The 17,479-nt window shown below is 56.1% G+C and carries 17 protein-coding genes; 9 read left to right on the top strand and 8 right to left on the bottom strand.

What is annotated here, in order from left to right; all coding sequences use genetic code 11:
• The 4 genes from dnaQ to HTT03_RS16725 are packed head-to-tail and all read right to left on the bottom strand — an operon-like array spanning nucleotide 1 to nucleotide 2,702.
• Complete coding sequence (gene dnaQ, locus HTT03_RS16740; protein ID WP_174860921.1) at nucleotides 1-690, bottom strand: DNA polymerase III subunit epsilon; 690 nt, start codon at nucleotides 688-690, stop codon at nucleotides 1-3.
• Nucleotides 683-1,273, bottom strand: a complete 591-nt coding sequence (gene coaE / locus HTT03_RS16735) for a dephospho-CoA kinase (protein WP_174860920.1) — start codon at nucleotides 1,271-1,273, stop codon at nucleotides 683-685. The genes dnaQ and coaE overlap by 8 nt, the downstream gene beginning before the upstream one ends.
• Complete coding sequence (locus HTT03_RS16730) at nucleotides 1,273-2,106, bottom strand: shikimate dehydrogenase (protein ID WP_174860919.1); 834 nt, start codon at nucleotides 2,104-2,106, stop codon at nucleotides 1,273-1,275. The genes coaE and HTT03_RS16730 overlap by 1 nt, the downstream gene beginning before the upstream one ends.
• Entirely contained in the window at nucleotides 2,103-2,702 is a 600-nt protein-coding gene (locus HTT03_RS16725) for a Maf family protein (RefSeq protein ID WP_174860918.1), read from the bottom strand. Before HTT03_RS16725 ends, HTT03_RS16730 begins: the two co-directional genes overlap by 4 nt.
• A 406-nt stretch (nucleotides 2,703-3,108) precedes the next feature.
• Here HTT03_RS16725 and HTT03_RS16720 point away from each other — a divergent pair, with 406 nt between their 5' ends.
• From HTT03_RS16720 to HTT03_RS16690, 7 genes are all read left to right on the top strand, one after another.
• Nucleotides 3,109-3,558, top strand: a complete 450-nt coding sequence (locus HTT03_RS16720) for a CopD family protein (RefSeq protein ID WP_174860917.1) — start codon at nucleotides 3,109-3,111, stop codon at nucleotides 3,556-3,558.
• A gap of 123 nt (nucleotides 3,559-3,681) precedes the next feature.
• Complete coding sequence (rho, locus tag HTT03_RS16715) at nucleotides 3,682-4,953, top strand: transcription termination factor Rho (protein ID WP_067267859.1); 1,272 nt, start codon at nucleotides 3,682-3,684, stop codon at nucleotides 4,951-4,953.
• A gap of 32 nt (nucleotides 4,954-4,985) precedes the next feature.
• Nucleotides 4,986-6,269, top strand: coding sequence for a tRNA uridine-5-carboxymethylaminomethyl(34) synthesis GTPase MnmE (gene mnmE / locus HTT03_RS16710; protein ID WP_174860916.1), 1,284 nt, complete (start codon nucleotides 4,986-4,988; stop codon nucleotides 6,267-6,269).
• On the top strand, nucleotides 6,235-8,139 hold the full coding sequence (gene mnmG / locus HTT03_RS16705; protein WP_217482847.1) for a tRNA uridine-5-carboxymethylaminomethyl(34) synthesis enzyme MnmG: 1,905 nt from the start codon (nucleotides 6,235-6,237) through the stop codon (nucleotides 8,137-8,139). The genes mnmE and mnmG overlap by 35 nt, the downstream gene beginning before the upstream one ends.
• A complete protein-coding gene (gene rsmG, locus HTT03_RS16700) occupies nucleotides 8,136-8,738 on the top strand; it encodes a 16S rRNA (guanine(527)-N(7))-methyltransferase RsmG (RefSeq protein ID WP_343035871.1) in 603 nt (200 codons plus the stop codon). The genes mnmG and rsmG overlap by 4 nt, the downstream gene beginning before the upstream one ends.
• Nucleotides 8,731-9,531, top strand: coding sequence for a ParA family protein (locus tag HTT03_RS16695; RefSeq protein WP_343035870.1), 801 nt, complete (start codon nucleotides 8,731-8,733; stop codon nucleotides 9,529-9,531). The genes rsmG and HTT03_RS16695 overlap by 8 nt, the downstream gene beginning before the upstream one ends.
• Nucleotides 9,532-9,540: 9 nt before the next feature.
• The gene (locus tag HTT03_RS16690) at nucleotides 9,541-10,440 is read left to right on the top strand and encodes a ParB/RepB/Spo0J family partition protein (RefSeq protein ID WP_174860914.1); all 900 of its coding nucleotides are present in this window, start codon (nucleotides 9,541-9,543) and stop codon (nucleotides 10,438-10,440) included.
• On the opposite strand, the gene hemW is transcribed toward HTT03_RS16690, so the two are convergent.
• The 3 genes from hemW to rph are packed head-to-tail and all read right to left on the bottom strand — an operon-like array spanning nucleotide 10,437 to nucleotide 12,905.
• Entirely contained in the window at nucleotides 10,437-11,591 is a 1,155-nt protein-coding gene (gene hemW / locus HTT03_RS16685) for a radical SAM family heme chaperone HemW (protein ID WP_174860913.1), read from the bottom strand. The two genes, HTT03_RS16690 and hemW, sit on opposite strands and share 4 nt — an antisense overlap.
• Nucleotides 11,584-12,195 (bottom strand): RdgB/HAM1 family non-canonical purine NTP pyrophosphatase, encoded by a 612-nt coding sequence (rdgB, locus tag HTT03_RS16680; protein ID WP_174860912.1) that lies wholly within the window; start codon nucleotides 12,193-12,195, stop codon nucleotides 11,584-11,586. Before rdgB ends, hemW begins: the two co-directional genes overlap by 8 nt.
• On the bottom strand, nucleotides 12,192-12,905 hold the full coding sequence (gene rph / locus HTT03_RS16675; RefSeq protein ID WP_174860911.1) for a ribonuclease PH: 714 nt from the start codon (nucleotides 12,903-12,905) through the stop codon (nucleotides 12,192-12,194). The genes rdgB and rph overlap by 4 nt, the downstream gene beginning before the upstream one ends.
• Before the next feature lie 110 nt (nucleotides 12,906-13,015).
• On the opposite strand from rph, the gene hrcA reads away from it, so the two are divergent.
• The gene (hrcA, locus tag HTT03_RS16670; RefSeq protein ID WP_174860910.1) at nucleotides 13,016-14,080 is read left to right on the top strand and encodes a heat-inducible transcriptional repressor HrcA; all 1,065 of its coding nucleotides are present in this window, start codon (nucleotides 13,016-13,018) and stop codon (nucleotides 14,078-14,080) included.
• Between the two features lie 9 nt (nucleotides 14,081-14,089).
• Nucleotides 14,090-14,653, top strand: a complete 564-nt coding sequence (locus HTT03_RS16665; protein ID WP_174860909.1) for a nucleotide exchange factor GrpE — start codon at nucleotides 14,090-14,092, stop codon at nucleotides 14,651-14,653.
• A 31-nt stretch (nucleotides 14,654-14,684) separates the two neighbouring features.
• Here HTT03_RS16665 and mutS read toward each other — a convergent pair whose 3' ends face one another.
• The gene (gene mutS / locus HTT03_RS16660) at nucleotides 14,685-17,306 is read right to left on the bottom strand and encodes a DNA mismatch repair protein MutS (protein WP_174861250.1); all 2,622 of its coding nucleotides are present in this window, start codon (nucleotides 17,304-17,306) and stop codon (nucleotides 14,685-14,687) included.
• Nucleotides 17,307-17,479: the final 173 nt, after the last annotated feature.

Below are 17,479 nucleotides of genomic sequence, written 5' to 3'. Positions count from 1 at the left end.
TTAGCCCAGCTGTTTCCACAGCGCGTCGTCGCCCAGTTTGCTGATAAATTCGGCATGGGCGGCGGCTTCGGCCTCTGTCAAACGCGAGGGCAGGGGGTTGGGTCGCGGTTTCGGGGTCCAACGGGTGTCAGGCTCCCCCGTTTTCCGCTCTGGGGCCGAAGACAGCGCAAAATCCGGCTGCCGCCCGCCAATCAGTTCCAGATAGACTTCCGCCAGAATTTCACTGTCCAGCAAAGCGCCGTGCAGGGTCCGCGATGTGTTGTCGATGCCAAAACGGCGGCAAAGCGCGTCGAGCGATGCAGGCGAGCCGGGGAAACGTTTGCGCGCGATCTCAAGCGTATCGAGGGCTTGCTCCCAAGGAATTTGCGGCAGACCCATCCAGCGCAGCTCGGCATTGAGGAATTTGATGTCGAAGGCAGCGTTGTGGATGATCAGCTTGGAATCGCCGATGAAATCTAGGAACTGCCGCCCGATCTGCGCGAACTTGGGCTTGTCGCGCAGGAAATCGTCGCCCAGCCCATGCACCTGAAACGCCTCTTCGGGCATGGAGCGTTCGGGGTTGACGTACTGGTGATAGGTCTCACCCGTCGCCATATGGTTCATCAATTCAACCGCGCCGATTTCAACGATCCGGTCGCCGCTTTCGGGGTCAAAGCCGGTGGTTTCGGTATCGAGTACGATTTCACGCATGGCGCAGTTTTTCCCTGATGTCGCGGATCACCGCCCGAACCTGCGCGCGGGCATGGTCGAGCGTGTCGGTCTCTATCACATAGTCTGACCGGGCGCACTTCTCTTTGGCGGGCATCTGCTTGGCGCGGATGGCGTCGAATTGCGCCTCCGTCATCGTGCCGCGGGCGAGCACGCGGTCGCGTTGGATGTCATCGGGGATGTTGACACATGCGACCGCATCCATTGCGTTGTCACCGCCTGTTTCAAACAGCAGCGGTATGTCGAGCACGGCGATGTCGCTCTCTGCGTCAGCAAGAAATGTTGCGCGATCTTCGGCCACCAGCGGATGCACGATCGCTTCGATCCGGGGCAGGGCCGTTGGATCAGCGGCGATGGCTTCTTTAAGCGCTCCGCGGGAGACCGCGCCCTCTACGATCGCCGCGGGAAATTCCGCCTGCATTGGCGCTACCGCAGCACCGCCCTTGGCATAAAGCCGATGCACCGCCGCGTCTGCATCCCAGACTGCGCAGCCTTCCTCGGCAAACATCTTTGCCGTTGTCGACTTCCCCATGCCAATTGACCCGGTGAGCCCCAAGTGAAACATCAGCGTAGCACCGCCGTGCGTGTGGCGCGGTCGACGTCCGGCCGAGTGCCGAACCACCGTTCAAAAGCCGGCACCGCTTGATGCAACAACATGCCCAGCCCATCGACAGTGACGCAGCCCATTTCCTCGGCTGTTTCCAACAGATGTGTGCGCAGCGGCGCATAGACGAGGTCGGTCACCACCGTGCCGGGGCGCAGCCCGTCGAGCGGCACGCGCAAGGCACCTTTGCCGATCATCCCAAGCGAAGTGGTGTTTACCACCAAATTGGCGTGATCCAGCATATTACCCGCCTGCACCCAATCGACAACGGTGACACGGTTGCCAAAATCGCGCTGCAATTGCTCTGCCCGCACGCGAGTGCGGTTCGAGAGGCAAATCTCTGGCACGCCCGCGTCGATCAAGGCCGACACCACCGCCCGCGCAGCACCCCCGGCGCCCAGTACCGCTGCTGGCCCGGTTTTCGGATCCCAATCCGGCGCACCGGCCTTCAAGTTTTCGATAAAGCCATAGCCATCGGTGTTGTCCGCATGGATTTTCCCATCTGCGCGGAAGATCAGCGTATTCGCCGCACCGATCAGCGTGGCGCGGTCCGTAATAAGGTCCGCGATCTCCATCACCGCTTCTTTATGCGGAATGGTCAAGTTCACGCCGACAAAACCCATCTTCGGCAGCGTTCTAAGCACTTCTTTGAGGTCGCCCGGTTCAACGTCGAGCGGCACGTAGTGGCCGGCGATGCCGTAAGTCTCCAACCAATGACGGTGCAACTGTGGGGATTTGGAATGCGCAATGGGCGAGCCGATCACACCGGCAAGGGGGATTTTCGATAGGCTCATGTCGGCAGGTCTCCGCGCAGCGTCAGATAGTTAAGCAGTTCAAGAAATGGCATACCGAGGACGTGAAAGTAATCCCCTTCGATCTGGCTGAACAGCCGCACGCCTTCTTCCTCAAGCTTATAGCAGCCCACGGCGTGGCGGATGCTCTCCCAGTTTCGCTCAACATAGTCTGCGATATAGGCATCACTCGCTTCGCGCATTCGAAGGCGCACCTGACCGACATGCCGCCACAGCGGTTTGCCATCTTCGTAAAGCACTGCGGCAGAGAGCAGCGAATGGCGGTCCCCGCGCAACAAATGCAGTTGCGCGATGGCCTCATTTCGGTTCGCAGGCTTATGCAGCATCTCCCCACGATGCTCCAACACCTGATCGCAGCCCAAAACCAAAGCACCGGGGAGCTTCTCGCTCACCTTCCGCGCCTTCATCTCGGCCAATGTATCGGCAATATCACGCGGCTTCGCCGCCTCACTGCGCAGGGCGGCGGTGATCATCTCTTCGTCAATGCGTGCGGGGATCACCTCATGCGCAATCGCAGCCTGTTGCAAGAGCTGCGCACGGATCTCCGAGCCGGAGGCGAGGACGAATTTTTGCGGCATGTGGATAACCCTGTGGTGAACTGGCGCAAATCCTGAGGGTTTGTTCTGCGAGATAAACGTTGACAGCACAAGGCCGCAAATCTCGCCCCGAGTCGCGAGTTTTGTCGCCGATTCCCACCCCCATGGATAGGGATAAGCCGCTTGTGCGTATAACCACCGCACTTCACTGGTTATCCCCGCTTTGATACATTTTGTCCCCCGGAAAATACGCTGGCAAGATATTGAGAAAATTGAATATTAGCGAATCGAAGCCGTTTTTTCCACAGGGCGTCGGGAAGTTTGTTCACCTGTTGATAAGCGGCGGTATAAATCATTAATCCACAGGAATCTGGCGCCCTACAATCAACTACATCTTTTCTCTTTTCTTATTTATTAAGAAAGAAGCACGCACACCGGAGCCTTCCCCATGTTTGACCTTCTCAGCTATGCTTACCCATGGATCAAAGCGCTCCATATCGTGTCCGTCATCAGTTGGATGGCCGCGCTCTTCTATCTGCCGCGGCTCTTCGTGCATCATGTGGAGCAGGCTGGTACCAGCGGCCCGATGCATGACACTTTTTCGATGATGGAATATAAGCTCGCTCAGTTCATCATGCGGCCCGCGATGATGGCGACCTGGGTGTTTGGCCTCGCGCTCGTTCTGACGCCCGGAATCGTGGACTGGACGATGATCTGGCCTTGGACCAAAGGGGCCAGCGTGATCGCCATGACGGTTTTCCATATTTGGCTTAAAAAACAGGTAAAATCGGTCGAAAGCGGCGAGAGCACGGTGACAGGTCGCCAGTTTCGCCTTTTGAACGAGGTGCCGACGCTTTTGATGATCGTGATCGTCTTCTCAGTCGTGGTGAAATTCTAAGCTGATTGACTCGCTCAGCCGCGTTGCCTATATCTGCGCCACTGTCCCGTCCGGGGCGGTATCTGCCTGCCACATTCAAATAGTCGACCAGCCCGCTTCTGCTGCGGCTGAACAGGATGCTCCATGACAACCGAAACGCTGAACCTCGCTGATCTCAAGGCGCAGACACCGAAAAATCTGCTCGCCATGGCCGAAGAGTTGGAGATCGAAAACGCCTCGACCATGCGTAAGGGCGAGATGATGTTCCAGATTCTCCGCGAACGGGCGGATGACGGTTGGGAGATTTCCGGCGACGGTGTGCTAGAAGTGTTGCAGGACGGGTTCGGCTTCCTCCGCTCGCCCGAAGCGAACTATCTGCCGGGCCCCGATGACATCTATGTCTCGCCCGATATGATCCGGAAATGGTCGCTGCGCACCGGGGACACCATCGAAGGGTTGATAAAAGCGCCTGATGATACGGAACGCTACTTTGCGCTGACTGAAGTTACCAAGATCAACTTTGAGGCACCTGAGAAGGCCCGCCACAAAGTTGCCTTTGAAAACCTCACGCCGCTTTACCCGGATGAGCGTCTGACGATGGAGGTCGACGACCCGACGATCAAAGACCGCTCCGCCCGCATTATCGATCTGGTCTCGCCCATTGGTAAGGGTCAGCGTTCGCTGATTGTCGCGCCGCCGCGCACCGGTAAGACCGTTCTGCTTCAAAACATCGCCAATAGCATCGAAAAGAACCATCCCGAATGCTATCTGATCGTGTTGCTTATTGATGAACGTCCTGAAGAGGTTACCGACATGCAACGTTCGGTGAAGGGGGAGGTCGTCTCTTCTACCTTTGACGAACCAGCAACCCGCCACGTGGCCGTTTCCGAGATGGTGATCGAGAAGGCGAAGCGCTTGGTCGAACATAAGCGCGACGTTGTGATCCTGCTCGATTCGATCACGCGTTTGGGGCGGGCGTTTAACACCGTGGTTCCGTCCTCCGGTAAAGTTCTTACGGGTGGTGTTGATGCCAACGCGCTGCAACGTCCGAAGCGTTTCTTTGGTGCTGCGCGAAACATCGAAGAGGGCGGCTCGCTTACCATTATCGCCACCGCGTTGATCGACACCGGCAGCCGGATGGACGAGGTAATCTTTGAAGAGTTCAAAGGCACCGGTAACTCAGAAATTGTGCTAGATCGCAAGATCGCGGACAAGCGCGTCTTCCCCGCCATCGACATCCTCAAATCCGGCACGCGAAAAGAAGACCTGTTGGTCGATAAGGTCGATCTTCAGAAAACCTTCGTTCTGCGCCGTATTCTCAACCCGATGGGAACGACGGATGCTATTGAATTCCTGCTTGGAAAACTGAAGCAAACTAAGTCGAATTCGGATTTCTTCGACTCCATGAACACCTGAGTTATTTAGCAATAACAATAGGTTAGTGAATTATGGATACGATATTCGCCCAAGCGTCCGCGCCGGGCCGGGCAGGGGTGGCGGTCATCCGCATCTCTGGCCCGCGTGCCTTTGCAATCGCTCAAGAGATCACCGGTAAACCCGTTGACCGGAGCGATACAGTTCTGCGCAACTTGTATAGCGCCGACGGCGAGGTAATTGACCAAGCGTTGGTGCTGAGTTTCGTCGGTCCAAATTCCTTTACGGGCGAAGACGTTATTGAACTGCATCTTCATGGCTCGATTGCCGTCGTTCGTGCGATGTTGTCTTTGCTATCGACGTTTGATGAAACCCGTGCGGCCGAAGCTGGCGAATTCACTAGACGTGCGCTAGAGAATGGGAAACTTGACCTTGCTCAGGTCGAAGGTCTCGCCGATCTTATTGAGGCCGAAACCGAGGCGCAGCGAAAGCAAGCTGTTCGGGTCTTATCGGGCCATCTCGGTAAGCGGGTTGAGGCCTGGCGCGCGAATCTGATCCGCGCCGCAGCACTTTTAGAAGCGACGATTGACTTCGCAGACGAAGAGGTGCCGGTCGATGTGACGCCAGAGGTGGCATCCCTGCTCAGCGACGTCAATAAAGATTTGAAGGCAGAAATCGCTGGTACTCATGTCGCGGAACGTATCCGCCATGGTTTTGAGGTTGCGATCGTCGGCGCGCCCAACGCGGGGAAATCTACGCTGTTAAACGCGATCGCTGGCCGTGAGGCCGCCATTACGTCCGAGATCGCCGGAACGACCCGCGATGTGATCGAAGTGCGGATGGACTTGAACGGCCTGCCCGTAACGTTACTAGATACGGCTGGCCTCAGGGAAAGCGATGATCAAGTCGAATCGATCGGGATCAATCGCGCACGTGAACGTGCAGAATTTGCTGATCTGAGAGTATTTCTGACAGAGCCAAATGAAGAACTCGGCGTTAAAATGCAGTCCGGCGATATTTTTGTGCGCCCAAAAGCGGACCTTATAAAACGGCTAGATAGCGTGTCTGGTAAAACCGGCGAGGGGATCGACGCGTTGATCGCTAAGGTCCAGGAGACCCTGTCCACTCGCAGTTCAAACATCGGCCTTGCAACCCATGAGCGGCATCGTGTCGCTCTGGAAAAAGCTGCCTCGTCCTTAGCCGAAGTTGATGTTATTCTCACTCAAGGGCCAGAGTCCTATGATTTGGCCGCGGAAGAGCTCCGCTATGCGGTTCGTAGCCTTGAATCGTTGGTAGGGCTGATTGGCGTTGAGAACCTGCTGGATGAAATCTTTAGCAGTTTTTGCGTCGGTAAATAATGGAGTGTTTCACGTGAAACATTTTGATGTCATCGTTATTGGCGGAGGTCATGCGGGAACCGAGGCTGCACACGCTGCGGCGCGGCTTGGCGCGAACACTGCATTGGTTACCATGTCCCGCAGCGGAATCGGCGTCATGTCGTGTAACCCCGCTATCGGCGGTTTGGGAAAGGGTCATCTCGTTCGAGAGATCGATGCAATGGATGGCCTTATGGGGCGTGTAGCGGACAGAGCCGGTATACAGTTCCGCCTTCTTAACCGCCGTAAGGGACCTGCCGTTCAAGGGCCACGCGCGCAAGCGGATAGGAAAATCTATCAGCAGACAATGCTGGAAGAAATTGAAAACACCGAAAACCTCACCATAGTGGAAGGAGAGGTTGTTGATTTCCGTATGGACGGCACCGCGGTATGCGGCGTACAATTTGCTGATGGCAGCGAACTATCTTCAAAAAGCGTTGTTCTTACGACAGGTACATTTCTCCGCGGCGTCATTCACATTGGTGACGTATCGCGCTCTGGTGGGCGGATGGGGGATAAGGCTTCAGTCCGCTTGGCCGAACGCGTCGATTCCTTTAACCTCCCCATGGGGCGACTAAAAACTGGAACGCCTCCGCGGCTAGACGGTCGCACGATAAATTGGGACATTTTAGACGCGCAACCAGGCGACGATGAGCCGGTCTTGTTCTCATTCCTGTCTAACGGAACGTCTGCGAAGCAAGTCTCCTGCGGAATCACGCACACGAATACAAAAACCCACGCAATCATTCGAGAAAACCTGGAGCGGTCTGCTATGTACGGCGGCCATATTGATGGTGTGGGGCCTCGGTATTGTCCGTCAATCGAAGACAAAGTCGTGCGTTTCGCGGAGAAAGAGTCTCATCAGGTTTTCCTTGAACCCGAAGGCGTTGATGATTTCACTGTTTATCCGAATGGCATTTCGACATCTTTGCCTGAGGATGTTCAGGAAAAATATGTCCGCACGATGCGGGGATTGGAAAATGCTGTAATCCTTCAGCCCGGCTACGCCATTGAGTATGATTATATCGACCCGCGCGCGTTGGATGCTACCTTGGCCGTAAAGAATGTCGATGACTTGTATTTGGCGGGCCAGATCAACGGAACTACCGGCTATGAAGAAGCTGCGGCTCAGGGGCTCGTGGCTGGACTGAATGCGGCGCTTAGTAGTCAAGGGGCGGAACCAGTTTTATTCCGCCGGTCGGATAGCTACATTGGCGTCATGATTGATGACCTAACCACGCGCGGGGTGACGGAGCCCTATCGCATGTTTACCTCCCGCGCAGAATTCCGGTTATCTCTTCGTGCAGACAACGCTGATCAACGCCTGACGCCGTGGGCCATTCGCCTGGGATGTTGCTCCGACACCCGCCGGCACCTTTTTGAAGTTAAATCGGAAGCTCTTAAAGACGTGCGAAAGAGGTTGTCTGAGACCACTTATACCCCGTCACAACTTCGTGATGCTGGTATCGAGGTTAATCAAGATGGATCGAAACGGAATGCATTTCAGGTATTGTCCTTTCCGAATGTGAAGTTTCATCAGCTTATAGCGCTTAGGTCTGATCTGGCCGAATTCTCGACAGAGATACAGGAACAGATCGAGAGGGATGCTCTCTATGCGACCTATATCGAACGACAAAAGAAAGACATTCTCGCCCTTCAACACGACGAGGCCATCAAAATCCCGACAGATTTCGATTACGCCACTCTTTCCGGGCTTTCAAACGAATTGAAGCTAAAGTTGCAGAAGGCTCAGCCGAACTCGATCGCTAATGCGGCGCGTGTTGAAGGGATGACACCAGCCGCCCTGACCCTAATCCTTGCCTGGCTTCGTCGGGGAAAGAAAAGCGCATGACTATGGACCTATCGGATGTTTCACGTGAAACAATGGACCGGTTGGAAGCCTATGCCGCACTAGTCCGGAAATGGAATCCCAAGATCAATTTGGTATCCAAATCAAGCTTGGAACACCTATGGGACCGTCATATCGCTGATTCTGCACAGGTATTCCATCTTGTTAATGCTAGGGGGTATTGGCTCGACATCGGCAGCGGTGGGGGCTTCCCCGGGATAGTTGTCGCAATTATGAACATGGAAAAGAAGCGGTTCCGCGTTGCATTGGTCGAGAGCGATCAGAGAAAATGCGCCTTCCTCAATACTGTATTACGAGAGTTAGAGATCGAAGGGTGTGTACTAAATGATCGAATTGAGAATCTGGAGCCTCAGCACGCTGACGTTCTATCCGCCCGAGCATTGAGCAATCTCAGTCAGCTCCTTGAATTTGCGGAGCGTCATCTACACCCAAAAGGCACGGCATTGTTCCCAAAGGGCGGTAGCTGGAAAACCGAAGATGAGATAGCACGCAAAACGTGGGATTATACGCTGAATACAATACCAAGTAAGACGAACCCAGAAGCTTCCGTTTTGATGATTAAGGATGTCATTCGTGCCTGATTTATCGCGACCAAAGGCGCCAAAAATCATTGCTATCGCCAATCAGAAGGGGGGTGTGGGAAAGACGACCACGACGATCAACCTGGCAGCCGGCTTAGCAGAGCAGGATAAGCGGGTTCTCGTGGTTGACCTTGATCCGCAAGGCAACGCGTCTACTGGACTTGGCGTTGAGGTCGATGACAGGCAATACACGACATATGACCTCTTACTGGATGATGTTGCATTAGACGATGTCGTGCAAACCACTAGTACTGAGGGGCTATTAATTGTTCCCGCCACAGTAGATTTGAGTTCGGCCGATATTGAGTTGTTCTCTAACGAGAAGCGGAGTTTTTTGCTTCATGACGCGCTTCGACAGACGCAGATGGATGCTTTTGACCTTGATTATATTCTGATCGATTGCCCGCCGTCGCTAAACCTCTTAACGGTTAACGCAATGATCGCAGCCCAGTCTGTCCTCGTGCCGTTGCAGAGTGAGTTTTTCGCGCTCGAAGGGCTTTCACAACTTATGTTGACGATCAGAGAAGTACGACAGTCCGGCAACAAGGATCTTCGGATAGAAGGTGTGCTTCTTACGATGTACGATCGGCGCAATAATCTGTCGCAACAGGTTGAGAGCGACGCGCGGAGCAATTTGGGGGAACTCGTCTTTAAGACCGTAATTCCAAGAAATGTGAGAGTGAGCGAGGCTCCAAGTTTTGCGGTTCCTGTGCTGAGCTATGACTCATCCTCTAAGGGTGCACAAGCCTACCGCGATTTGGCGGCGGAACTGATAAAAAACAATGGCGAATAAGGTGGCAGAATGGCAGATAAACATGAGCGTAAACGCGGTCTCGGCCGGGGGTTGTCGGCACTGATGGCTGATGTAGCAGAGACAGAGACCGTTGCAGCGAAAGGCGCAGCGGCGGCAGAGCAGTTCGTTCCCATAGAGCGGATCAAGCCCAATCCCGATCAGCCGCGGAAGCGGTTCGAGCAAGAGAATCTAGATGACCTCGCTGCGTCGATCCGCGAGAAAGGCGTCATTCAGCCGCTTATCGTTCGCGCTATGGACGGCGGGATGTTCGAAATCGTCGCGGGCGAAAGACGTTGGCGGGCGTCGCAGATTGCGAAAGTTCACAGTCTTCCGGTTATCGTTCGAGAATTCACCGACGTCGAAGTTCTTGAAGTCGCAATCATCGAAAACATCCAACGCGCGGATTTGAACTCGGTCGAAGAAGCTGCGGGCTATCGTCAGTTGATGGATAAGTTTGGCCATACCCAAGAGAAGATGGCCGAAGCTCTTGGCAAAAGCCGGAGCCATATCGCAAATTTGCTTCGTCTTTTGAACCTGCCCGAACCCGTGCAAGAAATGGTGCGACAGAATGAATTAAGCGCTGGCCACGCGCGGGCATTGATCCCGGCGAAAGATCCGATGAAACTTGCACAGCAGGTGGTTAAAGGGGGTCTGTCCGTGCGGGCGACAGAGGCTTTGGTCAAGAAAGACCAGGCTGGCGAGCGCGATAATATGGTAAATAAGGAGCGCCCCTCAGCGCGCTCAGAGAAAGATGCCGATACTCAGGCGCTTGAAGGCGATCTGTCAGCTAACCTTAGAATGAAGGTCGTGATTGACCATAAGCCCGGGCAAGAAGCGGGTAAGGTGACATTGCATTATAAGACGCTTGAAGAGCTCGACGAGCTTTGCCGTTTGCTTGGAAGCGCTTAAGGTAGCAAAGCTTCGATCACAGCGTTCAAGACCATAACCCCTTGATCTGTAACGAATAATCTATCGTCTCGCTGCGTCGCCATTCCGATATTTTCCAGATGCTTTATAGCGTCTGGATTGATCTCATGCCCGGCTAGGGCGGTGTAGCGTTTCAGGTCGATACCCTCCTTCAGGCGGAGGCCCATAAGCAGGAACTCCGTCGCTTGTTCGCTCCGACTGATCGCAACGCGCGGTTTTTCGGCATCCCCTTTTGCGACACCGTCAAGCCACCGCTGCGGGTTACTGTAAGCGACGGTGGCCAATTTCTGGTCTTGCAACGTCAATCGCCCATGCGCACCGGGGCCGATCCCAATATAGTCCCCGTAGCGCCAGTATATCAGATTATGCCGGGACTGCGCACCGTCGCGCGCGTGGTTTGAGACCTCATAGGCGGGCATGCCCATGTCGTTACAAATGTCTTGCGTCGCCGTGAACATATCCGCGCCAAGGTCTTCATCGGGCAGGCCGCGCAATTTTCCACGTGCGTAGCGATCTCCGAAAGCGGTGCCTTGTTCGATGGTCAACTGATAGAGTGAGATATGGTCTATCGCGAGGGATAGAGCTTGTTTTAGCTCGCTTTGCCACTCTGCAACCGTTTGATCTTGTCGCCCATAGATTAGATCGAAGCTAACACGATCAAATGCGTTTCGCGCAGTCTCAAACGCCGTCATAGCTTCCTGCGCTGAGTGCAAGCGGCCGAGGCGTTTCAAGTCTGCATCGTTCAGCGCTTGGATGCCCATAGAGACGCGGGAGACCCCGGCTTGCCGATAGGCGGCGAAACGACCGGCCTCGACAGAGCCGGGGTTGGCTTCCAGTGTGATTTCTAAATCGTTTGCGGTGGGCCAATGTCGGCGGATCGCGGCTATGATATCGGCGACCACATCTGGGTCCATCAGACTGGGGGTGCCGCCGCCGAAAAAGACCGCATTGAGGAATCGGCCCGGAGTTTCATCGGCAGCCCGCTGCAGTTCAGCCAGATACGCATCGCGCCAAGCGCGTTGGTCAATGCTACGGCTTACATGCGAATTGAAATCGCAGTAGGGGCATTTCGCTTCGCAGAACGGCCAGTGGATGTAGAGGCCGAAGCCGCCCTGTTGCCAATCTTCAGCCAAAACAACCTGCAATCAATTTTGCGAAGGCGTCGGCCCGGTGGCTGATGCGATTTTTCTGCTCGGCGTCCATTTCGGCAAAGGTTATCTCATACCCGTCGGGTTGAAACATAGGGTCATATCCATGGCCAAGCGCCCCTCGGATCGGCCAAACGAGGGTGCCGTTCACTTTACCTGCAAAGACCTCGTCATGCCCATCTGGCCAAGCCAGCACCAGGGTCGCGCAAAAGCGGGCGCGACGGGGGTGGGGGGCGTTCCTCTCTTCGAGCAGATTGCGTGTTTTGGTCATGGCCATGAGAAAATCACGGCCATTTTCGGCTTCGGCCCAATCGGCTGTATAGACACCGGGCGCATTGTCGAGCGCTTCGACCTCAATGCCGGAATCATCGGCCAAAGCGGGCAGGCCGGTCGCCTTGACAGCCGCGTGCGCTTTGATCCGTGCATTGCCGACAAAGGTCGTTTCCGTTTCTTCCGGCTCGGGTAGATTCATCTCAGCAGCGCCGACAACGGTAACTCCGTACGGCGCGAACAGTTGCCGCATTTCGTCCAGTTTGCCCGCATTATGCGTGGCAATAAGAATGCGTTTTTCGGTGAATTTGCGGGTCATGCTGTGACCGATTTTTGAATTTCTGCCAATTCGCTCACGCCTTTTTCAGCCAAGTCCATCAGTTGGTTCATCTGGTCACGGCTATAAGTAGAGCCTTCTGCGCTCATCTGCACTTCGATCAGCTTACCTGAGCCGGTCATGATGAAGTTACCGTCGACGCCGGCTTCAGAATCCTCTGGGTAATCAAGGTCCAGCACCGGCTGGCCTGCATAGATGCCACAGCTCACGGCCGCGACCGGATCGACCAGCGGGTCAGAGATGACATCGCCCGCCTTCATCAATTTGTTGACCGCCAGACGCAGCGCGATCCAACCGCCGGTGATCGACGCGCAGCGGGTGCCGCCATCGGCTTGAAGCACGTCACAATCGACGGTGATCTGCCGCTCACCCAAAGCGGAACGATCCACGCCTGCGCGCAGGGCACGGCCAATCAGACGCTGGATTTCAACCGTGCGGCCTCCTTGCTTGCCCGATGCGGCCTCACGGCGCATCCGCGTATTGGTGGCGCGGGGCAACATCCCGTATTCTGCAGTGACCCAGCCCAGACCTGAGCCTTTGATAAACGGCGGCACGCGGTCCTCGATAGTGGCGGTGCAAAGCACATGGGTATCGCCCATCTTAATCAGGGCCGACCCTTCGGCATGTTTGGTAAAACCTGTCTCGATCGAGACGGCGCGCATTTCATCGAGTTTCCGGCCAGAGGGGCGCATGACATATCCTTTTTAATGTTGACCGGGGATACCGCCCCACGCGGCTTTGATGCAACCCCGATTGACGTTTGCCCGGCTTGTACCTTTATTAGAGAGGAGAGCGAGCACCCATGAAAAACACGCCTGAATTGCTACAAGATATGAACGATCGATCCCGCGAAGTCTTTCGCCGGGTGGTCGAAGGCTATCTGGAAAGCGGAGACCCGGTGGGGTCACGGACCCTGACGCGCGATTTTAGCGAAAAGGTATCGGCGGCGACGATCCGAAACGTGATGCAAGATCTGGAGTATATGGGTCTGCTCGACAGCCCACATGTCTCTGCCGGACGTATTCCAACACAGTTGGGCCTGCGGATGTTCGTCGACGGGATGATCGAGATCGGCGATCCGACGGAGCTCGACCGCGAGAAGATCGACGCCACCCTTGGCAATAACTCTTCGGATGTAGGGGGGCTGCTCGACCGGATCGGCTCGGCCCTGTCTGGCGTGACCCATGGCGCGTCACTCGTGCTGACTCCCAAGCATGAAGCACCTATCAAACATATCGAATTTGTCTCTCTTTCGGCGGAACGGGCGCTGGTGGTTCTGGTATTTTCTGACGGCCATGTGGAGAACAGGCTCTTTACCCCGCCGCCCGGTCAGACCCCAAGCTCCATGCGCGAAGCGGCGAATTTCCTGAACGCTTTTGTCGAAGGCAAGACAATCAGCGAATTGCAACGCAGCATAAAACAAGAGATCGCTAAGCGGCGACAGGAAATCGATGTGTTGGCGCAGCAGTTGGTCGAAAGCGGCGCCGTGCTGTGGGACGGTGAGAATGAACATTCTGAACGGCTCATTGTGCGCGGACGCTCGAATCTGCTCAACAACGAAAGCGAGGCTGAAGACCTGGAACGCATCCGCAGCCTGTTTGACGACCTCGAACGCAAGCGGGACATCGCCGAATTCCTCGAACTTGCTGAGGATGGGGAGGGTGTTCGCATTTTTATCGGCTCGGAAAACAAACTTTTCTCACTTTCGGGTTCCTCTCTGGTGGTTTCCCCTTATATGAACGCTGATCGTAAAGTGATCGGGGCCGTGGGTGTCATTGGCCCGACCCGCTTGAATTATGGACGTATCGTGCCGATCGTGAACTACACGGCACAACTGGTGGGAAAGCTGATTTCCGACCGGAACTAGAGGTGGAACATGGCAGAGCCGAAAGAAAACGATTTTTTGGACGAGATCGACAGCGCCGAAGCTGAAGAATACGCCGAAGAAATGGCCGAGATCGATGAGAAAGCGCTCGCGGTAGAGGAGTTGCGCGCCGAGCGGGATCAGTATCGTGACCGTTTCATGCGTGCGCTGGCCGACGCAGAGAATGCGCGCAAACGGTCTGACAAGGACCGGCGCGAGGCAGAAAACTACGGCGGGTCAAAGCTCGCCCGTGACATGCTGCCGGTCTATGACAATATGAAACGCGCGTTGGAAACCACCACGGACGAGCAGCGCGAGTCGCTTGGCCCGCTGTTGGAAGGTATCCAACTGACCATGCGCGAGCTGCTGAACGTGTTTAAGAAGCACGGTATCGAACTGATCGCGCCCGAGGTGGGCGATAAGTTCGATCCGAAGCACCACGAAGCGATGTTCGAAGCGCCAGTGCCGGGAACGGTCGCGGGTGAGATCATTCAGGTCTCTGCTGAAGGCTTCATGCTGCATGACCGTTTGCTGCGCCCTGCGCAGGTTGGCGTGTCTTCGACGCCAGCAAGCTAGGCGCTTAGCGGTTCGGTTTGGAAAGAGGCGGTCAGGTTTTGGCCGCCTCTTTTAGTTTATAAATCAGCTCAAGCGCCTCCCGCGGGGAGAGTTCGTCGGGAATGACCTCTTTCAGCTTCTCTTCCACCGCAGAGGTCTTAGCTGGCTGTGGTTGCGGGGTAGGGCTGACGGCAAAGAGCGGCAGATCGTCGATCAAGGTCTTTTGCGTTGCTCCGCCTTCGCGTTCGCCTTTTTCCAAGGCTTCTAGCACCACACGCGCGCGGGCGATGACGGGGGCGGGCAGACCTGCAAGCTGCGCGACCTGGACACCATAAGACCGGTCTGCGGCGCCCTTGCGGACTTCATGCAGGAAAACGACGTCGCCCTCCCATTCTTTCACCGCCACAGTTGCGTTATCGACCCCTGGCAGCTTGCCTGCGAGGGCGGTCATCTCGTGGTAATGGGTGGCAAACAGTGCCCGCGCTCGATTCACGTCGTGAAGGTGCTCCAGCGTGGCCCAAGCGATCGAAAGCCCGTCATAGGTCGCCGTGCCACGCCCGATCTCATCAAGGATCACCAGCGCACGGTCGTCGGCTTGGTTTAAAATTGCAGCGGTTTCCACCATCTCGACCATGAAGGTTGAGCGACCTCGGGCGAGGTCATCTGACGCGCCGACGCGGCTGAACAACTGGCTGACGATGCCGATATGTGCTGACGAGGCGGGCACGAAGCTGCCCATCTGCGCCATCAATGCGATCAACGCGTTCTGACGCAGAAAGGTCGATTTACCCGCCATGTTCGGACCAGTCAGCAGCCAGATATTTGCCGCCTCGCCCTCTGCGCTCAGGTCGCAGTCATTGGCAATGAACGGCTCGCCCGATTGCTGGGCCAAGGCACGTTCGACAACGGGATGGCGACCGCCTTTGATGTCGAAAGCGCGGCTCATATCGACACGGGGTCGGGTCCAGTTTTCGCTGCGGGCAAGGTCCGCCAGCGCGGCGGCAAGATCGACTTCGGCCAATCCGGAAGACGCACCGCCGATCTCGACAGCATGATCCAGAACCGCATTGCGCAACCTTTCATAGAGTCGCTTTTCGATCTCCTGCGCGTTGTTTCCCGCGTTGAGGATTTTCGTCTCCAACTCTGACAGTTCGACCGTGGTAAAACGCACTTGGTTGGCTGTCGTCTGACGGTGGATAAAAGTGTCTGACAGGGGCGGGGAGAGCATCTTTTCCGCATGGGTGGCGGTGCATTCGATGAAATAGCCCAATACGTTGTTATGTTTGATCTTGAGGGATGAAATCCCCGTTTCAGAGACGATTTGCTGCTGCATCCCAGCGATCACACCCCGGCCTTCGTCACGCAACTGCCGCGCGGCGTCGAGGTCTTCGTCATAGCCCGGCGCAATGAACCCGCCATCGCGCACCATCAACGGTGGCTCGGCGACCAAGGCGCTGTCTAATAGGTCGATCAACGCGCCATGACCCTGCAAGCCTTCGGCGGCATCTTTCAGAAGATCGGGTAGATCATGTTCTGTCAGGGACTGATGCAGGGCTTCTGCTTCGATTAACCCGTTGCGAATGGCCGCAAGGTCGCGCGGCCCGCCTCGGTCTAGGGACAACCGGGAAAGCGCACGGTCAAGGTCTGGGACATTGCGCAGACGCTCGCGGATGACTTGGGCAATGCGCGGTGTGTCAAAGGCAAAGCTCACCGCATCTGCGCGGGTTTTCACCACATCGACAACCCGCGATGGACTGGAGATACGCCGCTCAAGCAGTCGCGCACCGGCGGCGGTGGCTGTGTTGTCCATGATCGACAAAAGCGATCCCGCGCGCCCCCCGTTTAGCGAATGTGTCAGTTCCAAATTGCGCCGGGTCGCCGCGTCGATCTGAACGGTGCGGGCTTCGGCCTCTTTTTGGGGCGGGCGCAGCAGTGGCAGGTTGCCGCGTTGTGTGATGGTGAGGTATTCTATTACCGCGCCCATGGCGGAAACCTCGGCACGGGTAAAGCTGCCAAAGGCTTCGAGGGTCGCAATGTCAAACAATTCGCAAACGCGCTTTTCGGCACTGGTGCTGTCGAACGCCGAGCGTGCCAAACCTGTCAGGGCTATGCCGAATTCAGAGACGACTTCGTGCAAATCACCCTCTTTCGCTTCCGAGACAATCAACTCCGAGGGCGCAAGCCGCGCCAGTTCCGGACCCAGCCGCACCTGTGCCAAAGGCATCACATGGAACGCACCTGTTGAGATATCCACCCACGCCAGCGCACAGGCATCACGGACCTCTGCAAAAGCTGCGAGGTAGTTGTGACGACGCGCCTCGAGCAGCGACTCCTCCGTCAGCGTACCGGGGGTGACCAGCCGCACCACATCGCGTTTCACGACCGCTTTGTAGCCACGTTTTTTCGCTTCTGCGGGGCTTTCCATCTGTTCGCAAACAGCCACACGAAAGCCTTTGCGGATCAGCGTGAGCAGATAGCCTTCGGCGGCATGGACTGGCACGCCGCACATAGCAATGTCCTTGCCCTGATGTTTGCCGCGTTTGGTCAGCGCAATGTCCAACGCCTCCGCCGCGGCGATGGCATCGTCAAAAAACATCTCGTAGAAATCGCCCATGCGGTAAAACAGCAGCGCATCCGCGTGGTTCGCTTTAAGCTCAAGGTATTGCGCCATCATTGGCGTTACTTTTTCTGACTGCACGGCTGCCCCCTGTTGCCGCGCGGACCCTACAAAACCCCCCGAAGCAGGGAAAGGGGGTGCGGGTGCGATGGGCGGTCTTTGTCGTGCAAATCTGCGCTGACGCCGCGCCCGCGTTGTGTAGCCCCGCGATCGTGGCTAAAAAGATTTCG

The organism is Sulfitobacter maritimus (assembly GCF_013346665.1).
Lineage (GTDB): Bacteria > Pseudomonadota > Alphaproteobacteria > Rhodobacterales > Rhodobacteraceae > Sulfitobacter > Sulfitobacter maritimus.
This window is presented reverse-complemented; position numbering and strand designations above follow the sequence as displayed.

Coding starts and splice junctions, on each gene's coding strand:
- dnaQ (WP_174860921.1), bottom strand. CDS start 690: ATGCGTGAAATCGTACTCGATACCGAAACCACCGGCTTTGACCCCGAA.
- coaE (WP_174860920.1), bottom strand. CDS start 1,273: ATGTTTCACTTGGGGCTCACCGGGTCAATTGGCATGGGGAAGTCGACA.
- HTT03_RS16730 (WP_174860919.1), bottom strand. CDS start 2,106: ATGAGCCTATCGAAAATCCCCCTTGCCGGTGTGATCGGCTCGCCCATT.
- HTT03_RS16725 (WP_174860918.1), bottom strand. CDS start 2,702: ATGCCGCAAAAATTCGTCCTCGCCTCCGGCTCGGAGATCCGTGCGCAG.
- HTT03_RS16720 (WP_174860917.1), top strand. CDS start 3,109: ATGTTTGACCTTCTCAGCTATGCTTACCCATGGATCAAAGCGCTCCAT.
- rho (WP_067267859.1), top strand. CDS start 3,682: ATGACAACCGAAACGCTGAACCTCGCTGATCTCAAGGCGCAGACACCG.
- mnmE (WP_174860916.1), top strand. CDS start 4,986: ATGGATACGATATTCGCCCAAGCGTCCGCGCCGGGCCGGGCAGGGGTG.
- mnmG (WP_217482847.1), top strand. CDS start 6,235: ATGAAATCTTTAGCAGTTTTTGCGTCGGTAAATAATGGAGTGTTTCAC.
- rsmG (WP_343035871.1), top strand. CDS start 8,136: ATGACTATGGACCTATCGGATGTTTCACGTGAAACAATGGACCGGTTG.
- HTT03_RS16690 (WP_174860914.1), top strand. CDS start 9,541: ATGGCAGATAAACATGAGCGTAAACGCGGTCTCGGCCGGGGGTTGTCG.
- rdgB (WP_174860912.1), bottom strand. CDS start 12,195: ATGACCCGCAAATTCACCGAAAAACGCATTCTTATTGCCACGCATAAT.
- rph (WP_174860911.1), bottom strand. CDS start 12,905: ATGCGCCCCTCTGGCCGGAAACTCGATGAAATGCGCGCCGTCTCGATC.
- hrcA (WP_174860910.1), top strand. CDS start 13,016: ATGAAAAACACGCCTGAATTGCTACAAGATATGAACGATCGATCCCGC.
- HTT03_RS16665 (WP_174860909.1), top strand. CDS start 14,090: ATGGCAGAGCCGAAAGAAAACGATTTTTTGGACGAGATCGACAGCGCC.
- mutS (WP_174861250.1), bottom strand. CDS start 17,306: ATGATGGCGCAATACCTTGAGCTTAAAGCGAACCACGCGGATGCGCTG.